This is a genomic window from Gelidibacter mesophilus DSM 14095 (assembly GCF_000423005.1).
Classification (GTDB): domain Bacteria; phylum Bacteroidota; class Bacteroidia; order Flavobacteriales; family Flavobacteriaceae; genus Gelidibacter; species Gelidibacter mesophilus.
Genome location: NZ_AUHD01000016.1, coordinates 24,277 through 42,300 on the forward strand (window position 1 = coordinate 24,277; position 18,024 = coordinate 42,300).

Consider the following 18,024-nt stretch of genomic DNA (forward strand, 5'->3'; position numbering starts at 1 on the left):
ATTTAAAACATAATTCAAACTGATGAATTCATCATCATGATAGAAACCAAAAAGACATTCAACCCTTTTAAAGGGCCAATAGTAGAACGCGTAATTTATACGACTCAACCACAGGCAGAAATTTGGATTGCCTGTAAATTAGGTGATAATGATGCAAACAGAGCTTACAACGAATCTGTAACTCTAATTTTAAATGGCAATTTAAATCTTGCCGCACTTGAGAAAGCCATACAAAATTTAGAAGAACGTCACGAAGCTTTAAGAAGTGTTTTTAGCACTGATGGTCGATTCATGACAGTCTTTAAGAAGAGCGTAATTCAAATTGATCATAAAAATCTAACTGAATTACGTGAGTCCGAAATTCACAGCTCTATTAAGAAATACCTGGCCGCCGAGGCAAATTATGTATTTGACTTGGTAAAAGGACCACTTTTGAAAGTAGGACTCCTTAAGATATCAGAAACAGAGCATCATTTGGTACTTAATGGACATCATATTGTTTGTGATGGCTGGTCCATTGGAATTATGCTTCAAGAACTTGGTGAACTCTATTCTGCCAATGTTCTTAATACAGATCACCACTTACCAGAACCTGAAAGTTTCAGTGCTTATGCCGATTCACAACAGGCCTATTTAGCAAGCAATGCGCATACCATCAATGAAAATTATTGGCTTGATCAATTTAGAGGCGAAGTCCCGCAACTGAACTTACCGACCGATTTTCCAAGACCTCAATTTAGGACCTTTAAAAGTGAACGCTTAGATTTGCCTATGCCTATCGCTTTGGTGGATTCTCTTAAAAAAACCGGGTTAAAGTCTGGATCTAGTTTCGTGACCACCCTCCTATCTGCTTTTGAAATTTTTCTTTATACACAAACCAACCAAGAGGATCTTGTTTTAGGCCTTCCATCCGCTGATCAAGCTGCAAGTGGTAAAACTCAAATGATTGGCCATTGTGTAAATTTATTGCCCTTACGCAGTAAAGTTGATTCAACCATGACTTTTGGTGAATACCTTAAAAAACGTAAGCCTGAACTACTTGACGCTTATGATCATCAAAAATTTAGTTTTGGAGAATTGCTTCAAAAGCTAAATATTGCTAGAGACCCTTCGCGAGTGCCATTGGTTCCTGTAGTCTTCAATATCGATATGGGAATGGATGATGGCGTTTCATTTTCAGGATTAACTTACACTTTAAAAAGTAATCCAAGGGCTTACGAAACTTTTGAAATATTTTTAAATGCTTCCGGGTCTGCCGAACATCTCATCTTGGAATGGTCCTACAACGCAAACCTGTTTAAGCCAGAGACCATAAAACAAATGATGGTTTCTTTTGAGAAGATCATCACCACAATTGTTGACAACCCAAGTATTACGATTGGTGATATTATAAAAGTGGATGCATCAGATTATTCAAAATTGAATGATACAGCTGCCGTATATCCAAGTTTACCGTTACATGAATTACTCATGAAACAAGCTAAAATAAATCCAGATAAAATAGCATTGAAATTTGGTCCTAAAGAAATCTCATATGGTGATTTAGAAAAACAAGTGCATCAAGTAGCTCATTATTTAAAAGCTGAAGGCGTTGAAAATGGAGATTTCGTAGCTGTTTCATTACCTCGCTCCATTGAATTGATGGTAACCCTGGTTGCTATTATGGAATGCGGCGCGGCATATCTTCCTCTAGATCCTACCTATCCCAGCAAACGTCTGGAATTTATGTTGGAAGATTCGGAAGCCAAATTTATGATTACGACGAAATCATTTTCAACAAACTTACAATCAACTACAAAACTGTTGCTTTTAGAAGAGATTTTTTCCAATCTTTCAAAATTTCCTCACACACCCCTACCCGAAAAGGTAGACATCCAAAATATAGTTTACATCCTTTACACTTCAGGTTCTTCCGGAAAACCAAAAGGCGTCCCAATTACACACAAGAACTTGGTTAATTTGCTTTTTAGTGTCTTAGAAAAACCAGGTGTTAAAGAATCAGATGTTCTAATATCAATTACCACAATTTCTTTCGACATTGCAATGGTCGAGTTATTTGCACCACTATTGATTGGAGCCAAATTGATAATTACAAATGAAGAGACCTCAAAAGACACACGATTGTTGTTGGATGTGATGAGAAATGAGAACATTACCTTAATGCAGGCCACTCCTGCAACATGGCAAATGCTTTTATATTCTGGTTGGAACGAAACTTTGCCGATCAGAGCCATTTCTACTGGTGAAGCGCTACCAATGGTATTGGCCAAAAGCATCTCTCTACGCGTAAATGAGCTATGGAACATGTATGGTCCTACAGAAACTACAATTTGGTCTGCAATGAAACTCATTTCAAAAGAAGATCAATTAATTACGATTGGGAGCCCTATGGCCAATACCCAGCTTTATATTCTAGATGAGCAGTATAGATTGGTAGCACCAGGTAAAACTGGAGAACTTTGTATTGCTGGTGACGGCGTTGCCCAAGGCTATTGGAATAGAGACGATTTGACATCTGAAAAATTCATAAACAATCCGTTTGATACCGATTTTGGATCGCTTCTTTATCGAACAGGCGACCTTGCTAAACTCCTTCCTTCTGGAGACATCCATTGTTTGGGAAGAATTGACCAGCAGGTCAAAATTAGAGGACAGCGTATAGAATTAGAAGAAATAGAACAAGCACTCGATTCTTTGAATGGTATCCAATCAGCAGTGGTGCTGATTAGTGAAGACCTATTAATTGCCAATGTGATTCTTGCAGAATTGGGAACTTTAAATGCCAATCAGGTTAATTCTTGGAAAGAAATCTTAAAAGATCAACTTCCAGCTCATATGATTCCGCATCAGTTTATTTCAGTTAAAGAATTTCCGACAACACTAAGCGGTAAAATTGATCGTAAAGCGTTATTGCAAAATCTGCCTACCAAAGAGAATGCCCTAAGTTTTACAGCGCCTGTTACGGACTCAGAAAAAGTAATTGCCTCCATATGGGAAGAATGTCTCAAAATTGAGAAAATTGATATTTTTAGTGACTTTTTTGAACTTGGAGGACATTCAATCATCGGGGTTCAGGTAATGGCCAAACTTGAAAAGGAAACGGGAAATAGATTGCCATTGGTTGCTTTATTAAAACACCCTACCGTCAAAAAGTTAGCGGCCTATATGGACAGTGAATTCATTGTTTGGGATTCTTTGGTGCCATTAAAGACAGAAGGAACAAAACCAGCATTATATGTAGTTCATGGCGCAAATCATAACGTTTTAATGTTTAACGCCTTAGCTCAGCATTTAGATAAAGACCAACCAGTTTATGGGCTTCAATCTCGAGGGTTAAGTGGCGTTGACGAACCTCATGATTCAATTGATCAAATGGCGGCAGATTATATTTCTGAAATTGTTGCATCAAATCCTAACGGTCCTTACGCCTTGGGAGGATTTTCTTATGGAGGAATTGTTGCTTATGAAATGGCCAGACAATTAAGAGCACAAGGGAAAGAAGTTACAATTATCGCACAATTTGATACCTATGTTTATCCTTCTTATTTTTACAAAAACAGCTTCACAAAAAAAGTGCTATCACATCTTTTCCAAATGGGTAAAGTAGTGTATTTAAGCTTTAACATGTTTGCTAGTAAAAAGCACTTTATACGAAGAAAAGAATTATTAAAAATTCAAGTTTCGGGATTGTTCTTAAAATTGAAACATGGAAAAGAGAAGCAATATGAAATGCAGTTTAACGTGCCCTATAAAATGGAGCACAATCATCAAATTGCCACCAATGCCTATACGATCACGCCTCAAGATCTCGTGATTGATTTGTTTAGAGCTATGGAAGAAATTAATTTTGTACATGACGACAAATATCTTGGATGGAAAAAAATGGGACTAAAAGGAATTCGAAAACATATGGTACCTGGCAATCATGTGGATATGTTTGAAGAACCTAACGTAGAAACGTTGGCCAAAAGTTTACAATATGTCTTAGACAATAAGACCTTAGACCGTGTATAGTAAATTATTTTGTGGAACATTTCAACCTAAAACTCGAAACGCGAATGAGAGAGACGTTGATGACGCCGTAAAAATTTATAAAATTGAGCTATTTCAATTTGAAAAAACAATCATCTATTTATCTGATTTCTTGTCTCCTGAAGAACGTATTCGCGCCAACGGATACCATTTTGAAAAAACTAAGAATCAATTTATAATATGCAGAATTTTACTAAAGTTTCTATTGGCTGAACATTTAAAAATTAACATAAATCTTATTTCTATTGAACTTGATTCTCTTAAAAAACCATTTTTAGCATCGCATCCATTCGTTTTTTTTAATGTTTCACATGCAGGCGATTACGCTTTAATTGCCATCTCTAAAAATTCTATTGGTATCGATATCGAATTTATTGATAAGAAATTTGTTTATAATGACATCTTAGCGCATGTTTTTAACAGAACTGAAATAGATGAAATTGTTACCAGTAACTCTGAACATCTTTACTTTTATAGATTCTGGACTCGCAAAGAAGCCATTGTTAAGGCCATCGGAAAAGGTATTGATGATAGTCTTTCAGAAATTACCGTAACAGACGGCTCCCATTCGTTACCTTCTACATTGATTGGTGGGTTTAAAACTATCAATACATTTAGTTTCAAGGTAAACGCCGATTATATTGGAGCCATTGCATTCACTGGAGAATTAAATGCTATTGATAAAATTAAATTATACCCATTGCCATCTCCAGATGAATTAAAGACCTTATTGGGATAAGAATTAAGCGTTGTATAAATTTCCATTACATTAAAAAGTTTTTTTAAATTTTCAAATTATCAGTAAAATTCAAAAATAATGAGCACTACACTAAGGAGCAAAATCCAAAAGAAAATTCCAAATTGTCTAATGTTTTGAGCCTGCATTAGTTTTTGCTGAATCTATGCGCTTTTTAACGGTTAAATTCGGATTGGGAAAGGGGATCATTTCGCCATATTGGTTTTAGTGAGAAAAACTGAAAAACTAATAAGACGAGATATTCTTTATTGGTTAACGATACTTCCTGCCGCTATTTCTTGAATTTTTTGTATTGATGATAAGCCCCTTCAATCTCAGATTCTTACTTAGAATCTAATTTTCTAGCTTGCCACTCGTCTCTCAAATCTTGAGGAGCGAATTGATGGGATCCGTTTATGAGAAAGTCAAACAATTCTACATTTGTCAATCTATAAACTTTTTCATCAAGCACAATTGACATTTAAAAAAATTAAATATACTAAAACAACTTCCCCTGTCCATTTTCTTCTATTGAATCTTCATCATTATCCTCATTATCTGATTGAGAGTTCGTGTTTTTAGGGGTGTCCTCATGAGATATAGTGTCTTCATCAACCACTTCAATGTCTGCCGCTGGCACTTCTTCAGGAGCTTCATAAGGCAAAGGTTCCAAGAGACTGATCTGATTCACTTTATCTCTTGTCAACTGATTGCCCAAAGCCGTTATACCCTTAATGCTGATGAATTCTTCAAGATTAACTTCAAGATTATCTTTTCTGTCCTTGCCACGTTCTTTTGTGAATTCCACTTCTGCAATCGGCTTCCAATCGGTTGAAACAATTTCCAACAGCGATTTTGGGTGTTCAGAGATAAATAATTCTTCCTTTCCCTCATGATCAATAAGAAAACGCTTCACATAATGACGTTCTTTTTCTCCATCAAAATAAATGGCTGAAATAGGTTTTTTGGGAATCCATTTTTCCAGCACAATCATGTCGTCATCAAAACGTGAGGTCAATTCTGGTAAAATAGTCTTTACCATTCCAGATTGATTAATAATCAATAATCGGTCTTCGCCCCTAAACTCACCAATCAGTTCTCCTCTACCATCCACATTCAAACGTTGCACGGTATCATCAAACCATATTTTACGAGGTTTTAAGGTTGAAATGCCTTTCTCTTTAAGTTCTATCTTTTTGATGGCATATTTAGTGACTCGATTTCCCTTCGAGTTTCTTCCTTTGATTAGAATATCTGCAAAATCAAGATCCCATTTCAATTTTTTAACACTTCCCGCCTGTCTCAAGTATATAGTAATTACTTCTGCTTCTCCATTTGGATTTGATGAGAAATACCAAACCATAGAGCCTTTACTGCCATTAGTTAAATCATAGTCTTTATCTCGGGTGACGCCAGTTACGGAAAAACGCTTTACATAGGACGGCCCTTTGGCGCCATCCCGATAAATCATATTATAGATAGTGCGTTTATCCTTTTTATTGAAAACTTCAACATTGATAATATCCTTACCAACAAACGTTTTGGCATCTACTTTGGTAACCATCATCTTACCATCTTTGGTAAATACGATAATATCGTCTATATCACTACATTCACAAACATATTCATCCCTTTTGAGTGAGGTGCCCACAAAGCCTTCTTCCCTATTGACATAAAGCTTTGTGTTTCTGATGATCACTTTGGTGGCATCGACGTCATCAAACAAACGGATTTCTGTTAAACGTTCTCTACCTTTGCCATATTCGTTCTTAAGCCGGGTAAAGTAGGCTATGGCATAGTCAACTAAATGCGCTAAATCGTGTTTTACTTGGGCGATTTGATCTTCAAGGGCATCAATTTTTTGTTGCGCTTTGTCAATATCAAATTTGGAGATCCGCTTGATTCGAATTTCGGTCAACCGCTCTATATCCTCAATAGTTATGGCTCGTTTTAAATGCTTGATATGTGGTTGGAGTCCTTTATCAATGGCGGTGATAACGCCATCCCAGGTTTCTTCCTCTTCAATATCCCGATAAATCCTATTCTCAATAAAAATGCGTTCCAACGACGCAAAATGCCATTGCTCTTCAAATTCATCGAGTTTGAGTTCTAGATTCTGTTTTAAAAGCTGAACCGTATTGTCGGTAGAATGGCGCAACATTTCAGTAACGCCAACAAAAAGTGGTTTGTTATTTTCAATAACACAGCCTAATGGCGAAATAGAAACTTCGCAATTAGTGAAGGCATACAAGGCATCAATGGTTTTATCAGGTGAAATTCCAGAAGGCAGATGCACTAAAATTTCAACCGATGAAGACGTATTATCTTCGATTTTCTTGATTTTGATCTTCCCTTTGTCGTTCGCTTTAAGGATAGAGTCAATCAAAGATGAGGTATTGGTACTAAAAGGAATCTCATTAATGACTAAGGTACTTCTATCCACTTGTGATATTTTGGCCCTCACACGAATTTTTCCGCCACGTAAGCCATCTCTATAGTCGGTGACATCTATAATCCCGGCAGTGGGAAAATCCGGATAAATTGTAAATTTTTTACCCTTAAGATGCTGGATTGACGCGTCAATCAGTTCGATAAAATTATGTGGTAATATTTTTGTAGAAAGTCCTACAGCAATCCCTTCACCACCTTGTGCCAATAATAAAGGGAACATAACCGGTAGATTGACCGGTTCTTTTCGCCTGCCATCATAAGAGGCCTGCCATTCCGTAATTTTTGGGTTAAAAACAACTTCCAATGCAAACTTTGACAGTCTTGCTTCAATATAACGCGACGCTGCTGCACTATCACCTGTAAGAATATTTCCCCAGTTTCCTTGGGTATCAATCAATAAATCCTTTTGGCCCACCTGAACCATGGCATCTGCAATACTTGCATCGCCATGTGGATGGTACTGCATCGTGTGTCCGACAATATTCGCTACTTTATTATAGCGCCCGTCATCTAAGTCTTTCATAGACTGCATAATCCGACGTTGAACAGGCTTAAAACCGTCTTCTATAGCTGGAACCGCACGCTCAAGAATAACATAAGAAGCGTAGTCCAAAAACCAATCCTTAAACATTCCGGTAACTCTTGTAATAGTTTCATTACTGCCATTGTCCTGAATGTTTTCGTCTTCATTTTGTAATTGATCGTCTTCCAAAGTAGATTTAATTAGTAGGTTTAGTGTTGCTTTTAATCATTTTGCTTAGAGACTGTCTGATATAACGTCTTTTCTTTTTAGTAACCAGCGTGACATTAAAAGTTTCCTTTTTTGTATGACCTTTTGAACTTTTAATATATAAGGTCAAGCTTTTATATACAAGATAGTTTTTGAATTTAAAAGCCATCAATCTTGATTTATCAAATTCCAGTAAATGCTCCCTGTAATTAAAATATTCTGATAATAAAAGTCCTTTGTTAATCAGGACCACTTTTACACCATCGCTATCATATTCAAAATATTTTGAAATGGCATGGACGGAGAAAAATAAAATTAAAAATCCAGCAAGTAAAAGAAGAAACGTCAACAATGGATTGGATGTCAAATGACTGAAAGCACTGAAAACCGTAGCTAACATGATAGCAAGCACAATCAGTATAAAATAGACTGATATAATGATATTTTTAACCTTCGCATTATTAGTTCTCATGAACCTCCTCCACTATATCGAGTTCTACTTTAAGATTATCAATAATAAATTCCTGTCGGTCTGGTGTGTTTTTGCCCATATAAAATTCGAGCAACGCCTCAATGGACATATCTTTATCAAGCATAATAGGATCTAAGCGAATGCTGTCTCCAATAAAGTTGACGAATTCGTCTGGTGAGATTTCTCCAAGACCTTTAAATCGGGTGATTTCTGGTTTTGGCTTTAATTTCTCGATGGCATCACGACGTTCTTGCTCAGAATAACAATAAATGGTTTCTTTTTTATTTCGGACCCTAAACAAAGGTGTTTGCAAAATATATAAATGCCCCTCCTTGATCAATTCTGGAAAAAATTGTAAAAAGAAAGTAATCAATAATAAACGAATATGCATCCCATCCACATCGGCATCTGTCGCAATTACAATATTGTTGTACCGCAAATCTTCAATGGACTCCTCAATGTTCAATGCTGCCTGCAACAAATTAAATTCTTCATTCTCATAAACAATTTTTTTGCTCATGCCATAAGAATTTAAGGGTTTTCCTCTTAAACTAAATACGGCTTGGGTATTCACATCTCTGGATTTTGTGATACTTCCCGATGCAGAATCTCCTTCTGTAATAAATAAGGTGGACTCTAAATAGCGATCATTTTTTATATCTCCAAAATGGACGCGACAATCCCGTAATTTTTTATTGTGCAGATTGGATTTTTTGGCTCGGTCCTTCGCGAGTTTTCTTATGCCTGACAATTCTTTTCGCTCACGTTCCGCTTGAAGGATTTTACGTTGGATTTTATCGGCTGTTTCTGGATTCTTGTGTAGATAGTTATCCAGGTGCGTTTTTACAAAATCGTTGACAAAAGTCCTTACCGTTGGCAAGTCACCACCCATATCTGTGGATCCCAGCTTGGTTTTGGTCTGGCTTTCAAAAACGGGTTCCATAACTTTTAAAGCTACTGCAGTTACCACCGATTTTCGAACATCAGAAGCGTCATAATTCTTACCGTAAAACTCGCGCAAAGTTTTCACTAAAGCTTCCCGATACGCCGCTAAATGCGTCCCTCCTTGAGTTGTGTTTTGACCATTCACAAATGAATGGTATTCTTCACTGTATTGCGTCTTGCTATGGGTTAACGCAATTTCAATATCTTCGCCTTTAAGATGAATGATTGGATAGGCTAAATCAGATTCGCTGATATTTTCTTCCAACAGATCTTTAAGACCATTTTCACTATAATATTTTTCGCCATTAAATACAATGGTCAAGCCTGTGTTGAGATACACATAGTTTTTGAGCATCTTCTCAACATACTCGTTGCGATATTTGTAATTTTTAAAGATGGCTTCATCCGGAATGAAAGATACTTTCGTACCCTTTCTTCTGGAAGTATCATCCAATAATTCTTGATTGGTGAGGTTACCTTGCGAAAACTCTGCGGAAGCGGACTTGTTATCACGCGTAGATTCTACACGGAAAAAGTTAGACAAGGCATTGACCGCCTTTGTACCAACGCCGTTCAGTCCTACCGATTTTTTAAATGCCCTAGAATCATATTTACCACCAGTATTCATCTTGGATACCACATCCACCACTTTACCTAGTGGAATGCCACGCCCGTAATCGCGTACTATCACTTTATTTCCCTGTATGGAAATTTCAATGGTTTTGCCGGCGCCCATGACATATTCATCAATGGAATTGTCCAAAACTTCCTTTAGAAGAATGTAGATCCCATCATCGGGTGATGAGCCATCTCCAAGTTTACCTATATACATCCCAGGACGCATACGAATATGCTCTTTCCAATCGAGCGAACGTATGTTATCTTCGGTATAGTCGGTTTCTTGAGACATAAAAGCGTAAAAATTTAGATAGGTTGCTAATATAACATTTCGCAACAGAACATAAAACCGCTATGTGCTAAAGTAATTAACAAAGTTTTTAATAATCGAGCCAGCAAATTGAACTTTTCAAATCAATGCCTCCAATGTAAGTAGGCGTTTTAGCTTTTACTCTTAAATGTAAAATATAAAATTGGAATAATTAGAATTGCGAGTGCAATAACTAATGCGGTAATAAATACAAATTTAAACACGTAATAAAGCACCACAAAGAAGATGATAGCTATAGCTATCCATAAGGCAATTTTCATAGAATTTCAGTTTTTTATCCGATTTAAAGATAGGCATATAATTGACATCAATTGAAAGAAATATTAATGCGAATGCAATAAATTGATAAATTGAAATAATCTTTAAGTAAATATTTTAAAGCAAGCCATTTAACGTTTAATCTACCGACGTATATCTGTTGGTTATGATCGTCCAGGCTTTCAAACCATTGATTTGTTTAAAATTTAAGATCTTTTTTGAGGGGCCTGGCTTATACGTTAAATAAGAAATGCATCACATCACCATCTTTAACCACATAGTTTTTTCCTTCAACACGCATTTTACCGGCCTCCTTGACTTTGGCCTCACTTCCAAAGTTAGAAAAGTCTTCATAAGCAATCACTTCTGCCCTGATAAATCCTTTTTCGAAGTCTGTATGAATAACCCCTGCTGCCTGTGGTGCTGTTGCGCCAACATCAATTGTCCATGCACGCACTTCTTTAACTCCGGCTGTAAAATACGTTTGTTGCTTTAAAAGTTTATAGGCTGATCTAATTAATTTTGAAGAACCTGGCTCTTCTAGACCGATATCCTGCAAGAACATTTGACGCTCTTCATAACTATCCAATTCTGTGATATCCGCTTCAGTACCAACTGCCAATACCAATATTTCTGCATTTTCATCTTTAACCGCTTCTCTCACCTTATCCACATAGGCATTGCCGGAGACTGCAGAATCTTCATCTACATTACACACATACATGACCGGCTTATCCGTGATAAATTGTGCAGGATTTACAAATTCCTCATAATCCTCTTTATCGAACTCTAGCGCTCTAACTGAAATTCCAGCTTCTAAATTTGATTTTATCTTCAATAAAACGGCTTCTTCTTTTTGAGCTTCTTTATTACCTGTTTTGGCTGCGCGTTTTACTTTTTCAAGTTTTTTATCAACCGTTTCCAGGTCTTTCAACTGCAACTCCATATCAATGGTTTCCTTGTCCCTGATTGGATTAACGCTCCCATCAACATGAACGATATTGTCATTGTCAAAACAACGCAAAACATGCAAAATAGCATCGGTTTCCCTAATATTAGCCAAAAACTGATTCCCTAAACCTTCGCCTTTACTAGCGCCTTTTACCAATCCGGCAATATCAACAATCTCTACAGTTGCTGGTTGCACACGTACAGGTTTCACCAACGCCTCCAAGCGCTCTAATCGCGGATCTGGAATATTTACAATGCCTATATTTGGCTCAATGGTACAAAACGGAAAGTTGGCACTTTGCGCTTTAGCGTTAGATAAACAGTTAAAAAGGGTTGATTTCCCTACGTTTGGTAATCCTACAATTCCGGCTTTCATTGAAAAACTTGTTTTTCATTCCCACAACAGCAGGAATATCATTAAATATAATCGCATTTTTTTGCGACTGCAAATTTAGTCAATTATCTGAATTAATTGCATAAAAAAATCCCAAGCAGTACGTGGGATTTTTCATGATTAAATTTTTATTTATGATCAACCTTCTGGGTGCATAAATTTTTGCTTCCCGAGCAACTGATCTTTCGTTTCTATATGGTCGTCATCAGGCACACAACAATCCACAGGACATACCGCCGCACATTGTGGTTCTTCATGAAATCCTACACATTCCGTACATTTATCTGGGACTATATAGTAAATCTCATCACTTATAGGTTCTTGAGATTCTTCAGCGTCCACTTCCTTGCCATTAGGAAGCACCACTTGGCCGTTTAAACTGGTTCCATCTTTATATCTCCAATCGTCGGCACCTTCATAAATTGCTGTATTTGGGCATTCAGGCTCACAAGCCCCACAATTTATACATTCGTCTGTTATTATAATTGCCATAGCATCTTAGTCGTTAAAAATTATAGCAGCAGAAAAAGTGAAGCGATTTAATAAGTTTAAAAATAACTCAGGTGTTTTTTAAAACCTTTTAGAAAAAGATAAGATTTAAACAAATCTCGTTCATTTCATTTTTCTAACTTTGCGATGCAAAAATAACGCCAAAACTATTCATAACCAAATACAGAATGGATTTACAGCAAAGAATTAATGCTTTTGTAAAATTGGGAGAATTTATCGCTCAATTTTCAACAAAAGGTTTTGAGAAAAATGAACATGTCACTGCAAATGCTAGTTTTTTTGAGGGATTTAGACATCAGATTAAATTAGCTCATGAACACAATGGTTGGTTCACTCAAGAGAACATTGCGTTCTGCTTAGATGGGTGGTCTAAGTTACTAAAAGATAGTAATATTAAGACCTGGCTACAAAAGTATCAATTGAAAGGGGTTTCTTCCAAAAAAGTAGCGATTATCATGGCCGGAAACATCCCATTGGTAGGGTTTCACGACTTTCTGTCTGTACTTATTTCTGGGCATCACGTCATTGTAAAGCAATCGTCAAATGACAAGCATCTACTCCCCTATTTAGCAAAATATTTGGAATATGTAGAACCCGAATTTAAAGGAAAGATAACTTTTACAGAGGAAAAACTAACGGATTTTGATTCTGTAATCGCCACGGGAAGCAATAATACCGCACGTTATTTTGAGTATTATTTTAAAGGAAAACCTTCAATCATTAGAAAGAATAGAAATTCTGTCGCCATATTGACCGGTGACGAATCTGACGAAGAGTTAAAAGCATTATCTGAGGATGTTTTTAGGTATTATGGCTTAGGCTGCAGGAATGTTTCTAAATTATTTGTACCGGCAGGTTATAATTTTAATGCCTTCTTCAATGGACTGTATGAATGGCACCCTATTATCAATCAACATAAATACGCTAATAACTACGATTACAATAAGGCCGTTTATTTGATGAGCGAATTTGATCTGTTGGAAAATGGTTTTTTAATGATCAAAGAAGATCAAAGTTATGGCTCTCCAATTGCAACGTTGTTTTACGAATACTATAACGATATAGAGGCGCTCAAATCTCTATTAATAACCAACGACAATAACATTCAATGTATAGTCTCTAAAGGCGTTACGGAAGACTCTCTAGCTTTCGGACAGACACAACATCCGCAGTTGTGGGACTATGCTGACAATGTGGACACTATTGCATTTTTACTAAAAATATAGTGGATAAATTATCAATTTCTTACCACCATTTCACTTTGAATTTAGCACCTTTGTAACTTTCAAAAACCAAAAACAATGAAAATACATAATTTTAGCGCCGGACCTTCAATTTTACCTCAAGAGGTCTTAAAAAAAGCGTCTGAGGCTGTTGTCGAATATAATAATATTGGATTGTCCTTATTGGAGATTTCACATAGAAGCAAACATTTTGTGGATATCATGGAAAATGCAAGAGCTTTGGCTTTGGAATTATTGGGACTTGAAGGCAAAGGTTATAAAGCTTTATTTTTACAAGGTGGTGCAAGCATGCAATTCCTTATGGTTGCCCAAAACCTGCTAGAAAAACGCGCAGGATATTTGAATACAGGAACCTGGAGCGAAAACGCTATTAAAGAAGCTAAGTTATTTGGTGATATTCAAGAGATAGCATCTTCTAAAGATGCCAATTTCAACTACATACCTAAAGGCTATACCATACCTAAGGATTATGACTACTTTCACTGCACCTCTAACAATACAATTTTTGGAACGCAAATCAAACAGTTTCCTAATTCACCAATTCCAATGGTATGTGATATGAGTAGTGATATTTTTTCACGCCAATTGGATTTCTCCAAATTTGATCTTATTTATGCCGGGGCACAAAAAAACATGGGTCCTGCAGGAACAACTCTAGTAGTTGTTAAAGAAGATATTTTAGATAAAGTATCTCGCAAAATACCTTCAATTTTAGACTATAAAGTACAAATTGGAAAAAGCAGCATGTTCAACACCCCTCCTGTTTTTGCAGTGTATACTTCTATGTTAACCTTAGAATGGCTTAAAAACTTAGGTGGTATAAAAGCTATTGAGAAAGTGAATGAAATGAAGGCTCGTGTGATCTATTCAGAAGTAGACCTCAATCCTTTATTTAAAGGTTTCGCTGTTAAGGATGATCGCTCTATGATGAACGCCACTTTCAACTTAGTGAATGACGATTTGAAGGAAACTTTTGATACAATGTTGAAAGAAGCCGGTATCAGCGGATTGAATGGTCACAGAAGTGTCGGTGGATACAGAGCCTCCATGTACAACGCTCTCTCTTTGGATAGTGTAAAAGCACTGGTAGAAGTGATGAGTGAATTGGAAACAAAAGCATAAAGAAGACTGCCGTAGGTAGTCTTCAAAAACTAAAAAACTAATAAACGAAAATTATCATGAAAGTATTAGCAAACGACGGCGTTTCACAAAGCGGAATCAACGCATTAAATGAAGCAGGATTTGAAGTAATTACAACTACGGTTGCCCAAGAACAATTGATTAATTACATCAACGAAAACAAAATTGATGTTTTATTGGTAAGAAGTGCTACGACGGTTAGAAAAGATCTTATTGATTCTTGCCCAAGTATTAAAATTATTGGTCGTGGTGGCGTAGGTATGGATAATATTGATGTTGACTATGCTCGCAGCAAAGGACTACATGTAATCAATACTCCAGCGGCCTCGTCTCAATCAGTTGCAGAATTGGTGTTTGCCCATTTATTTGGCGGTGTAAGATTTTTGCACGATGCCAACAGAAATATGCCATTGGATGGCGATTCACGATTTAACTCACTTAAGAAAAATTATGCCAAAGGCTCAGAACTGAGAGGAAAAACTTTAGGTATTGTAGGCTTTGGACGTATTGGTCAAGAAGTTGCTAAAATTGCGCTAGGAGTTGGCATGAAGGTCATTGCTTGCGATATGTATGTCGATAAAGCAACCATTAAGGTTGATTTTTATGACGGGCAATTTATCAATTTTGATATTGTTACCCAACCAATGAAAGAAATTCTTGAAGACTCTGACTTTATTACTTTACATGTTCCAGCACAACAGGATTATGTAATTGGGGATAAGCAGTTTGAAAAAATGAAAAACGGTGTAGGCATTGTAAATGCAGCTCGAGGCGGAGTTATTGACGAAGTTGCGCTTGTAAAAGCTCTCGAAAGTGGAAAAGTAGCCTTTGCAGGATTGGACACTTTTGAAAGTGAACCAACGCCGGCCATTACTGTTCTAATGAACGGAAAAGTGTCATTAACGCCACATATTGGTGCTGCCACAAATGAAGCTCAAGATAGAATAGGAACCGAATTGGCATCACAAATTGTCAACTTGTTAAAAACTGAAAGCGCTTAAGTTATTAACATCTTAACTATAAAAATGCTTGTTATACAGTGTATGGCAAGCATTTTTTGTATTTTGACATTTCAAATTTAAAATCAGTTAATTATGTCTGGAATATTGGATCTTTTAAATAGTGATCTTGGAAAATCAATTGTAAGTGGCGTTGCTGACCAAGCCAATCAGCCCCAAAGTAAAGCACATGAGGTTTTAACTATGGGGCTGCCTGTATTAATGACGGCAATGCAGCGCAATGCAGCTTCGCCTGAAGGAGCCCAAGGATTGCTGGATGCTTTAAACAATGGCCATGACGGGAGTATTTTAAATAACCTTAGCGGATTATTTGGAGGTGGCGTTGATGACAGCGTCATGACCGATGGTAGTAACATTTTAGGACATGTTCTCGGTAATAAACAGAGCAACGTTGAGAATGCCATCAGTGCCAAATCAGGAATTGATGATGGAACTGTTGCGCAAATTTTAAAAGTTGCCGCGCCAATATTAATGGGAATGCTTGGCAACCAAGCCAGACAACAAAACGTCAATAGTCCAGGTGGGCTTGGTGGATTATTGGGTGGTCTTCTAGAGGACAATTCTCCAAAAAGCGAGCGTAGTTTTCTCGAATCTATACTTGATGCAGACGGCGATGGTAGCGTAATAGACGATGTTGCAGGCATGGTTATGGGAGACAATAAAAAGAAAGGCGGATTAGGCGGTGTTATTGGAGGACTGTTCAGTTAATTGGAGGTTGCAATAATCACTATATTAAAATCGTGCGGATAAATGCCCGATTTTTTGTAAGGCCCGTACTATGAATGAATTATTGGGCATGATTTGTAAATTTTTGTAAATTATAGAAGCAAACAAATTATCATGAAAGCAGTTGCTACACTTATCCTCTTAAGTCTTTTTGTTGTGTCTTGCAACAGTTCTAAATCCACTGCAAAAACGACTTCGAATGGTAATCAAAAAGTTCAGGATACCGTTAGAATAGCAAACGATTCGTTAGAATATGAAATTCTAATCATAGAACCAGGGTTCAATTCCTGGCTTGTTTCTACGGCAAAACCAGAGGGGTTCTATTCTCAACAATACATGGAGAACAGAAATAGAATTTACGTTTCAGAATGGAATCAACGCGTCTTGCAGCCATTTCGATATAACAGCAGTTTATACGAACAGCAAATCGATTATCAACCCCAAATAGATTATGGTTACGAGGTCAACTACAAGCTCTACAATTACTTCATCTACTTTCAGTTAACCTACAAGCAAAGATTGGGACCTTTTACCCCTCGTATTTAAAGGAATTTAAAGTATCTTTGCAGCGCAAAAAAGCAGAATGGAGGATTTCAAAAAAAACTGGCAAATACAGCAAAACTGGCAATTAGTTTTTCCAGCCTTGGGTATTCTCATATTGGGCTATTGCTCTTATAGATTAGCAAATCTGATTGTTGGTAGCATTAATTTGTTTTTGGTTATTATTCTTTCGGTTGTTCTCTTTTCTTTGCTCCTGAAATTAACCTTGTTCCTATTTAAAAAACTGGAAAAAAAATGGATCCTAAAATATCGTTGGGAAATGATTCGGGTATTTATTGTTTTTGCAATTACAGGTTCCTCTTCGGTATTCATTGGAAAACCTATAATGGCCTTCATTGGCATAACTAAAGAAAATCTGAACACAACAGTGTATTGGATTTTATACATTATTGTGGGCATCATCTTTTATCAAATTATGTTGGTCTTTTTTGGATGGTTATTTGGCCAGTTCAGATTTTTTTGGGATTTTGAAAAGAAAATGTTGGGTCGGTTCGGATTCAAAAAATTCTTAAATGAATGAGTTCTCTTAAACAACATATTCTATTTAAATGCTTGACGTTCATTTTAGCGTTAACACTTCTGTTACCTTCTGCCGTTAAGTTAAGCCATATTTTCGAGCATCATCAGCATGAGGTGTGTTATGGTGAAGCAAATGCACATTTTCACTCATTGGATATTGATTGTGAATTTTATAAGTTCAAACTCAATATTCCTTTTACGATTCCTGAAAACTTTGTTGTTTTTATTGATTATACGCCAATCAACGTTTTTAGCACGAAAGAATACACCTTTCTTAGCGAATACCAAAGACTTCACTTTACACTTCGCGGCCCACCTGGGATTAATTTAATTTAAATGCTTCTGAAATAAGTTCAGAAGGTCTTCTTTATTAAATTAATCAAAAAC

The 18,024-nt window shown here is 36.6% G+C and carries 14 protein-coding genes; 9 read left to right on the top strand and 5 right to left on the bottom strand.

Annotation, left to right across the window (positions count from 1 at the left end):
* The first annotated feature begins 36 nt into the window (after positions 1-36).
* Both G525_RS0115630 and G525_RS0115635 read left to right on the top strand, forming a co-directional pair.
* Positions 37-4,014 (top strand): non-ribosomal peptide synthetase, encoded by a 3,978-nt coding sequence (locus tag G525_RS0115630; protein WP_035479905.1) that lies wholly within the window; start codon positions 37-39, stop codon positions 4,012-4,014.
* The gene (locus G525_RS0115635) at positions 4,007-4,771 is read left to right on the top strand and encodes a 4'-phosphopantetheinyl transferase family protein (RefSeq protein WP_027126991.1); all 765 of its coding nucleotides are present in this window, start codon (positions 4,007-4,009) and stop codon (positions 4,769-4,771) included. Before G525_RS0115630 ends, G525_RS0115635 begins: the two co-directional genes overlap by 8 nt.
* Positions 4,772-5,267: 496 nt before the next feature.
* On the opposite strand, the gene G525_RS0115645 is transcribed toward G525_RS0115635, so the two are convergent.
* From G525_RS0115645 to G525_RS0115665, 5 genes are all read right to left on the bottom strand, one after another.
* The gene (locus tag G525_RS0115645; RefSeq protein ID WP_027126992.1) at positions 5,268-7,931 is read right to left on the bottom strand and encodes a DNA gyrase/topoisomerase IV subunit A; all 2,664 of its coding nucleotides are present in this window, start codon (positions 7,929-7,931) and stop codon (positions 5,268-5,270) included.
* Between the two features lie 7 nt (positions 7,932-7,938).
* Entirely contained in the window at positions 7,939-8,421 is a 483-nt protein-coding gene (locus G525_RS0115650; RefSeq protein ID WP_027126993.1) for a hypothetical protein, read from the bottom strand.
* Positions 8,411-10,276 carry a DNA topoisomerase IV subunit B gene (locus tag G525_RS0115655; RefSeq protein WP_027126994.1) on the bottom strand — a complete coding sequence of 622 codons (1,866 nt, stop codon included), beginning with the start codon at positions 10,274-10,276 and terminating at the stop codon, positions 8,411-8,413. The genes G525_RS0115650 and G525_RS0115655 overlap by 11 nt, the downstream gene beginning before the upstream one ends.
* 529 nt (positions 10,277-10,805) lie before the next feature.
* Entirely contained in the window at positions 10,806-11,900 is a 1,095-nt protein-coding gene (ychF, locus tag G525_RS0115660; RefSeq protein WP_027126995.1) for a redox-regulated ATPase YchF, read from the bottom strand.
* A 156-nt stretch (positions 11,901-12,056) separates the two neighbouring features.
* Positions 12,057-12,410: a 4Fe-4S dicluster domain-containing protein gene (locus G525_RS0115665; protein ID WP_027126996.1), complete on the bottom strand. Its 354-nt coding sequence runs from the start codon at positions 12,408-12,410 to the stop codon at positions 12,057-12,059.
* A gap of 185 nt (positions 12,411-12,595) precedes the next feature.
* Between G525_RS0115665 and G525_RS0115670 the strand changes: the two genes are divergently transcribed.
* From G525_RS0115670 to G525_RS0115700, 7 genes are all read left to right on the top strand, one after another.
* Positions 12,596-13,654, top strand: coding sequence for an acyl-CoA reductase (locus G525_RS0115670; protein ID WP_027126997.1), 1,059 nt, complete (start codon positions 12,596-12,598; stop codon positions 13,652-13,654).
* A gap of 75 nt (positions 13,655-13,729) precedes the next feature.
* Positions 13,730-14,794: a 3-phosphoserine/phosphohydroxythreonine transaminase gene (gene serC, locus G525_RS0115675; protein ID WP_027126998.1), complete on the top strand. Its 1,065-nt coding sequence runs from the start codon at positions 13,730-13,732 to the stop codon at positions 14,792-14,794.
* Between the two features lie 56 nt (positions 14,795-14,850).
* Positions 14,851-15,813 carry a D-2-hydroxyacid dehydrogenase gene (locus tag G525_RS0115680; protein ID WP_027126999.1) on the top strand — a complete coding sequence of 321 codons (963 nt, stop codon included), beginning with the start codon at positions 14,851-14,853 and terminating at the stop codon, positions 15,811-15,813.
* 93 nt (positions 15,814-15,906) lie between these two features.
* Positions 15,907-16,539 carry a DUF937 domain-containing protein gene (locus tag G525_RS0115685; protein WP_027127000.1) on the top strand — a complete coding sequence of 211 codons (633 nt, stop codon included), beginning with the start codon at positions 15,907-15,909 and terminating at the stop codon, positions 16,537-16,539.
* Positions 16,540-16,671: 132 nt separating this feature from the next.
* A complete protein-coding gene (locus G525_RS0115690) occupies positions 16,672-17,103 on the top strand; it encodes a DUF6146 family protein (RefSeq protein ID WP_027127001.1) in 432 nt (143 codons plus the stop codon).
* Between the two features lie 37 nt (positions 17,104-17,140).
* Complete coding sequence (locus G525_RS0115695) at positions 17,141-17,638, top strand: DUF6787 family protein (RefSeq protein ID WP_027127002.1); 498 nt, start codon at positions 17,141-17,143, stop codon at positions 17,636-17,638.
* Complete coding sequence (locus G525_RS0115700; RefSeq protein WP_035479909.1) at positions 17,635-17,973, top strand: hypothetical protein; 339 nt, start codon at positions 17,635-17,637, stop codon at positions 17,971-17,973. The genes G525_RS0115695 and G525_RS0115700 overlap by 4 nt, the downstream gene beginning before the upstream one ends.
* The last annotated feature ends 51 nt before the right edge of the window (positions 17,974-18,024 follow it).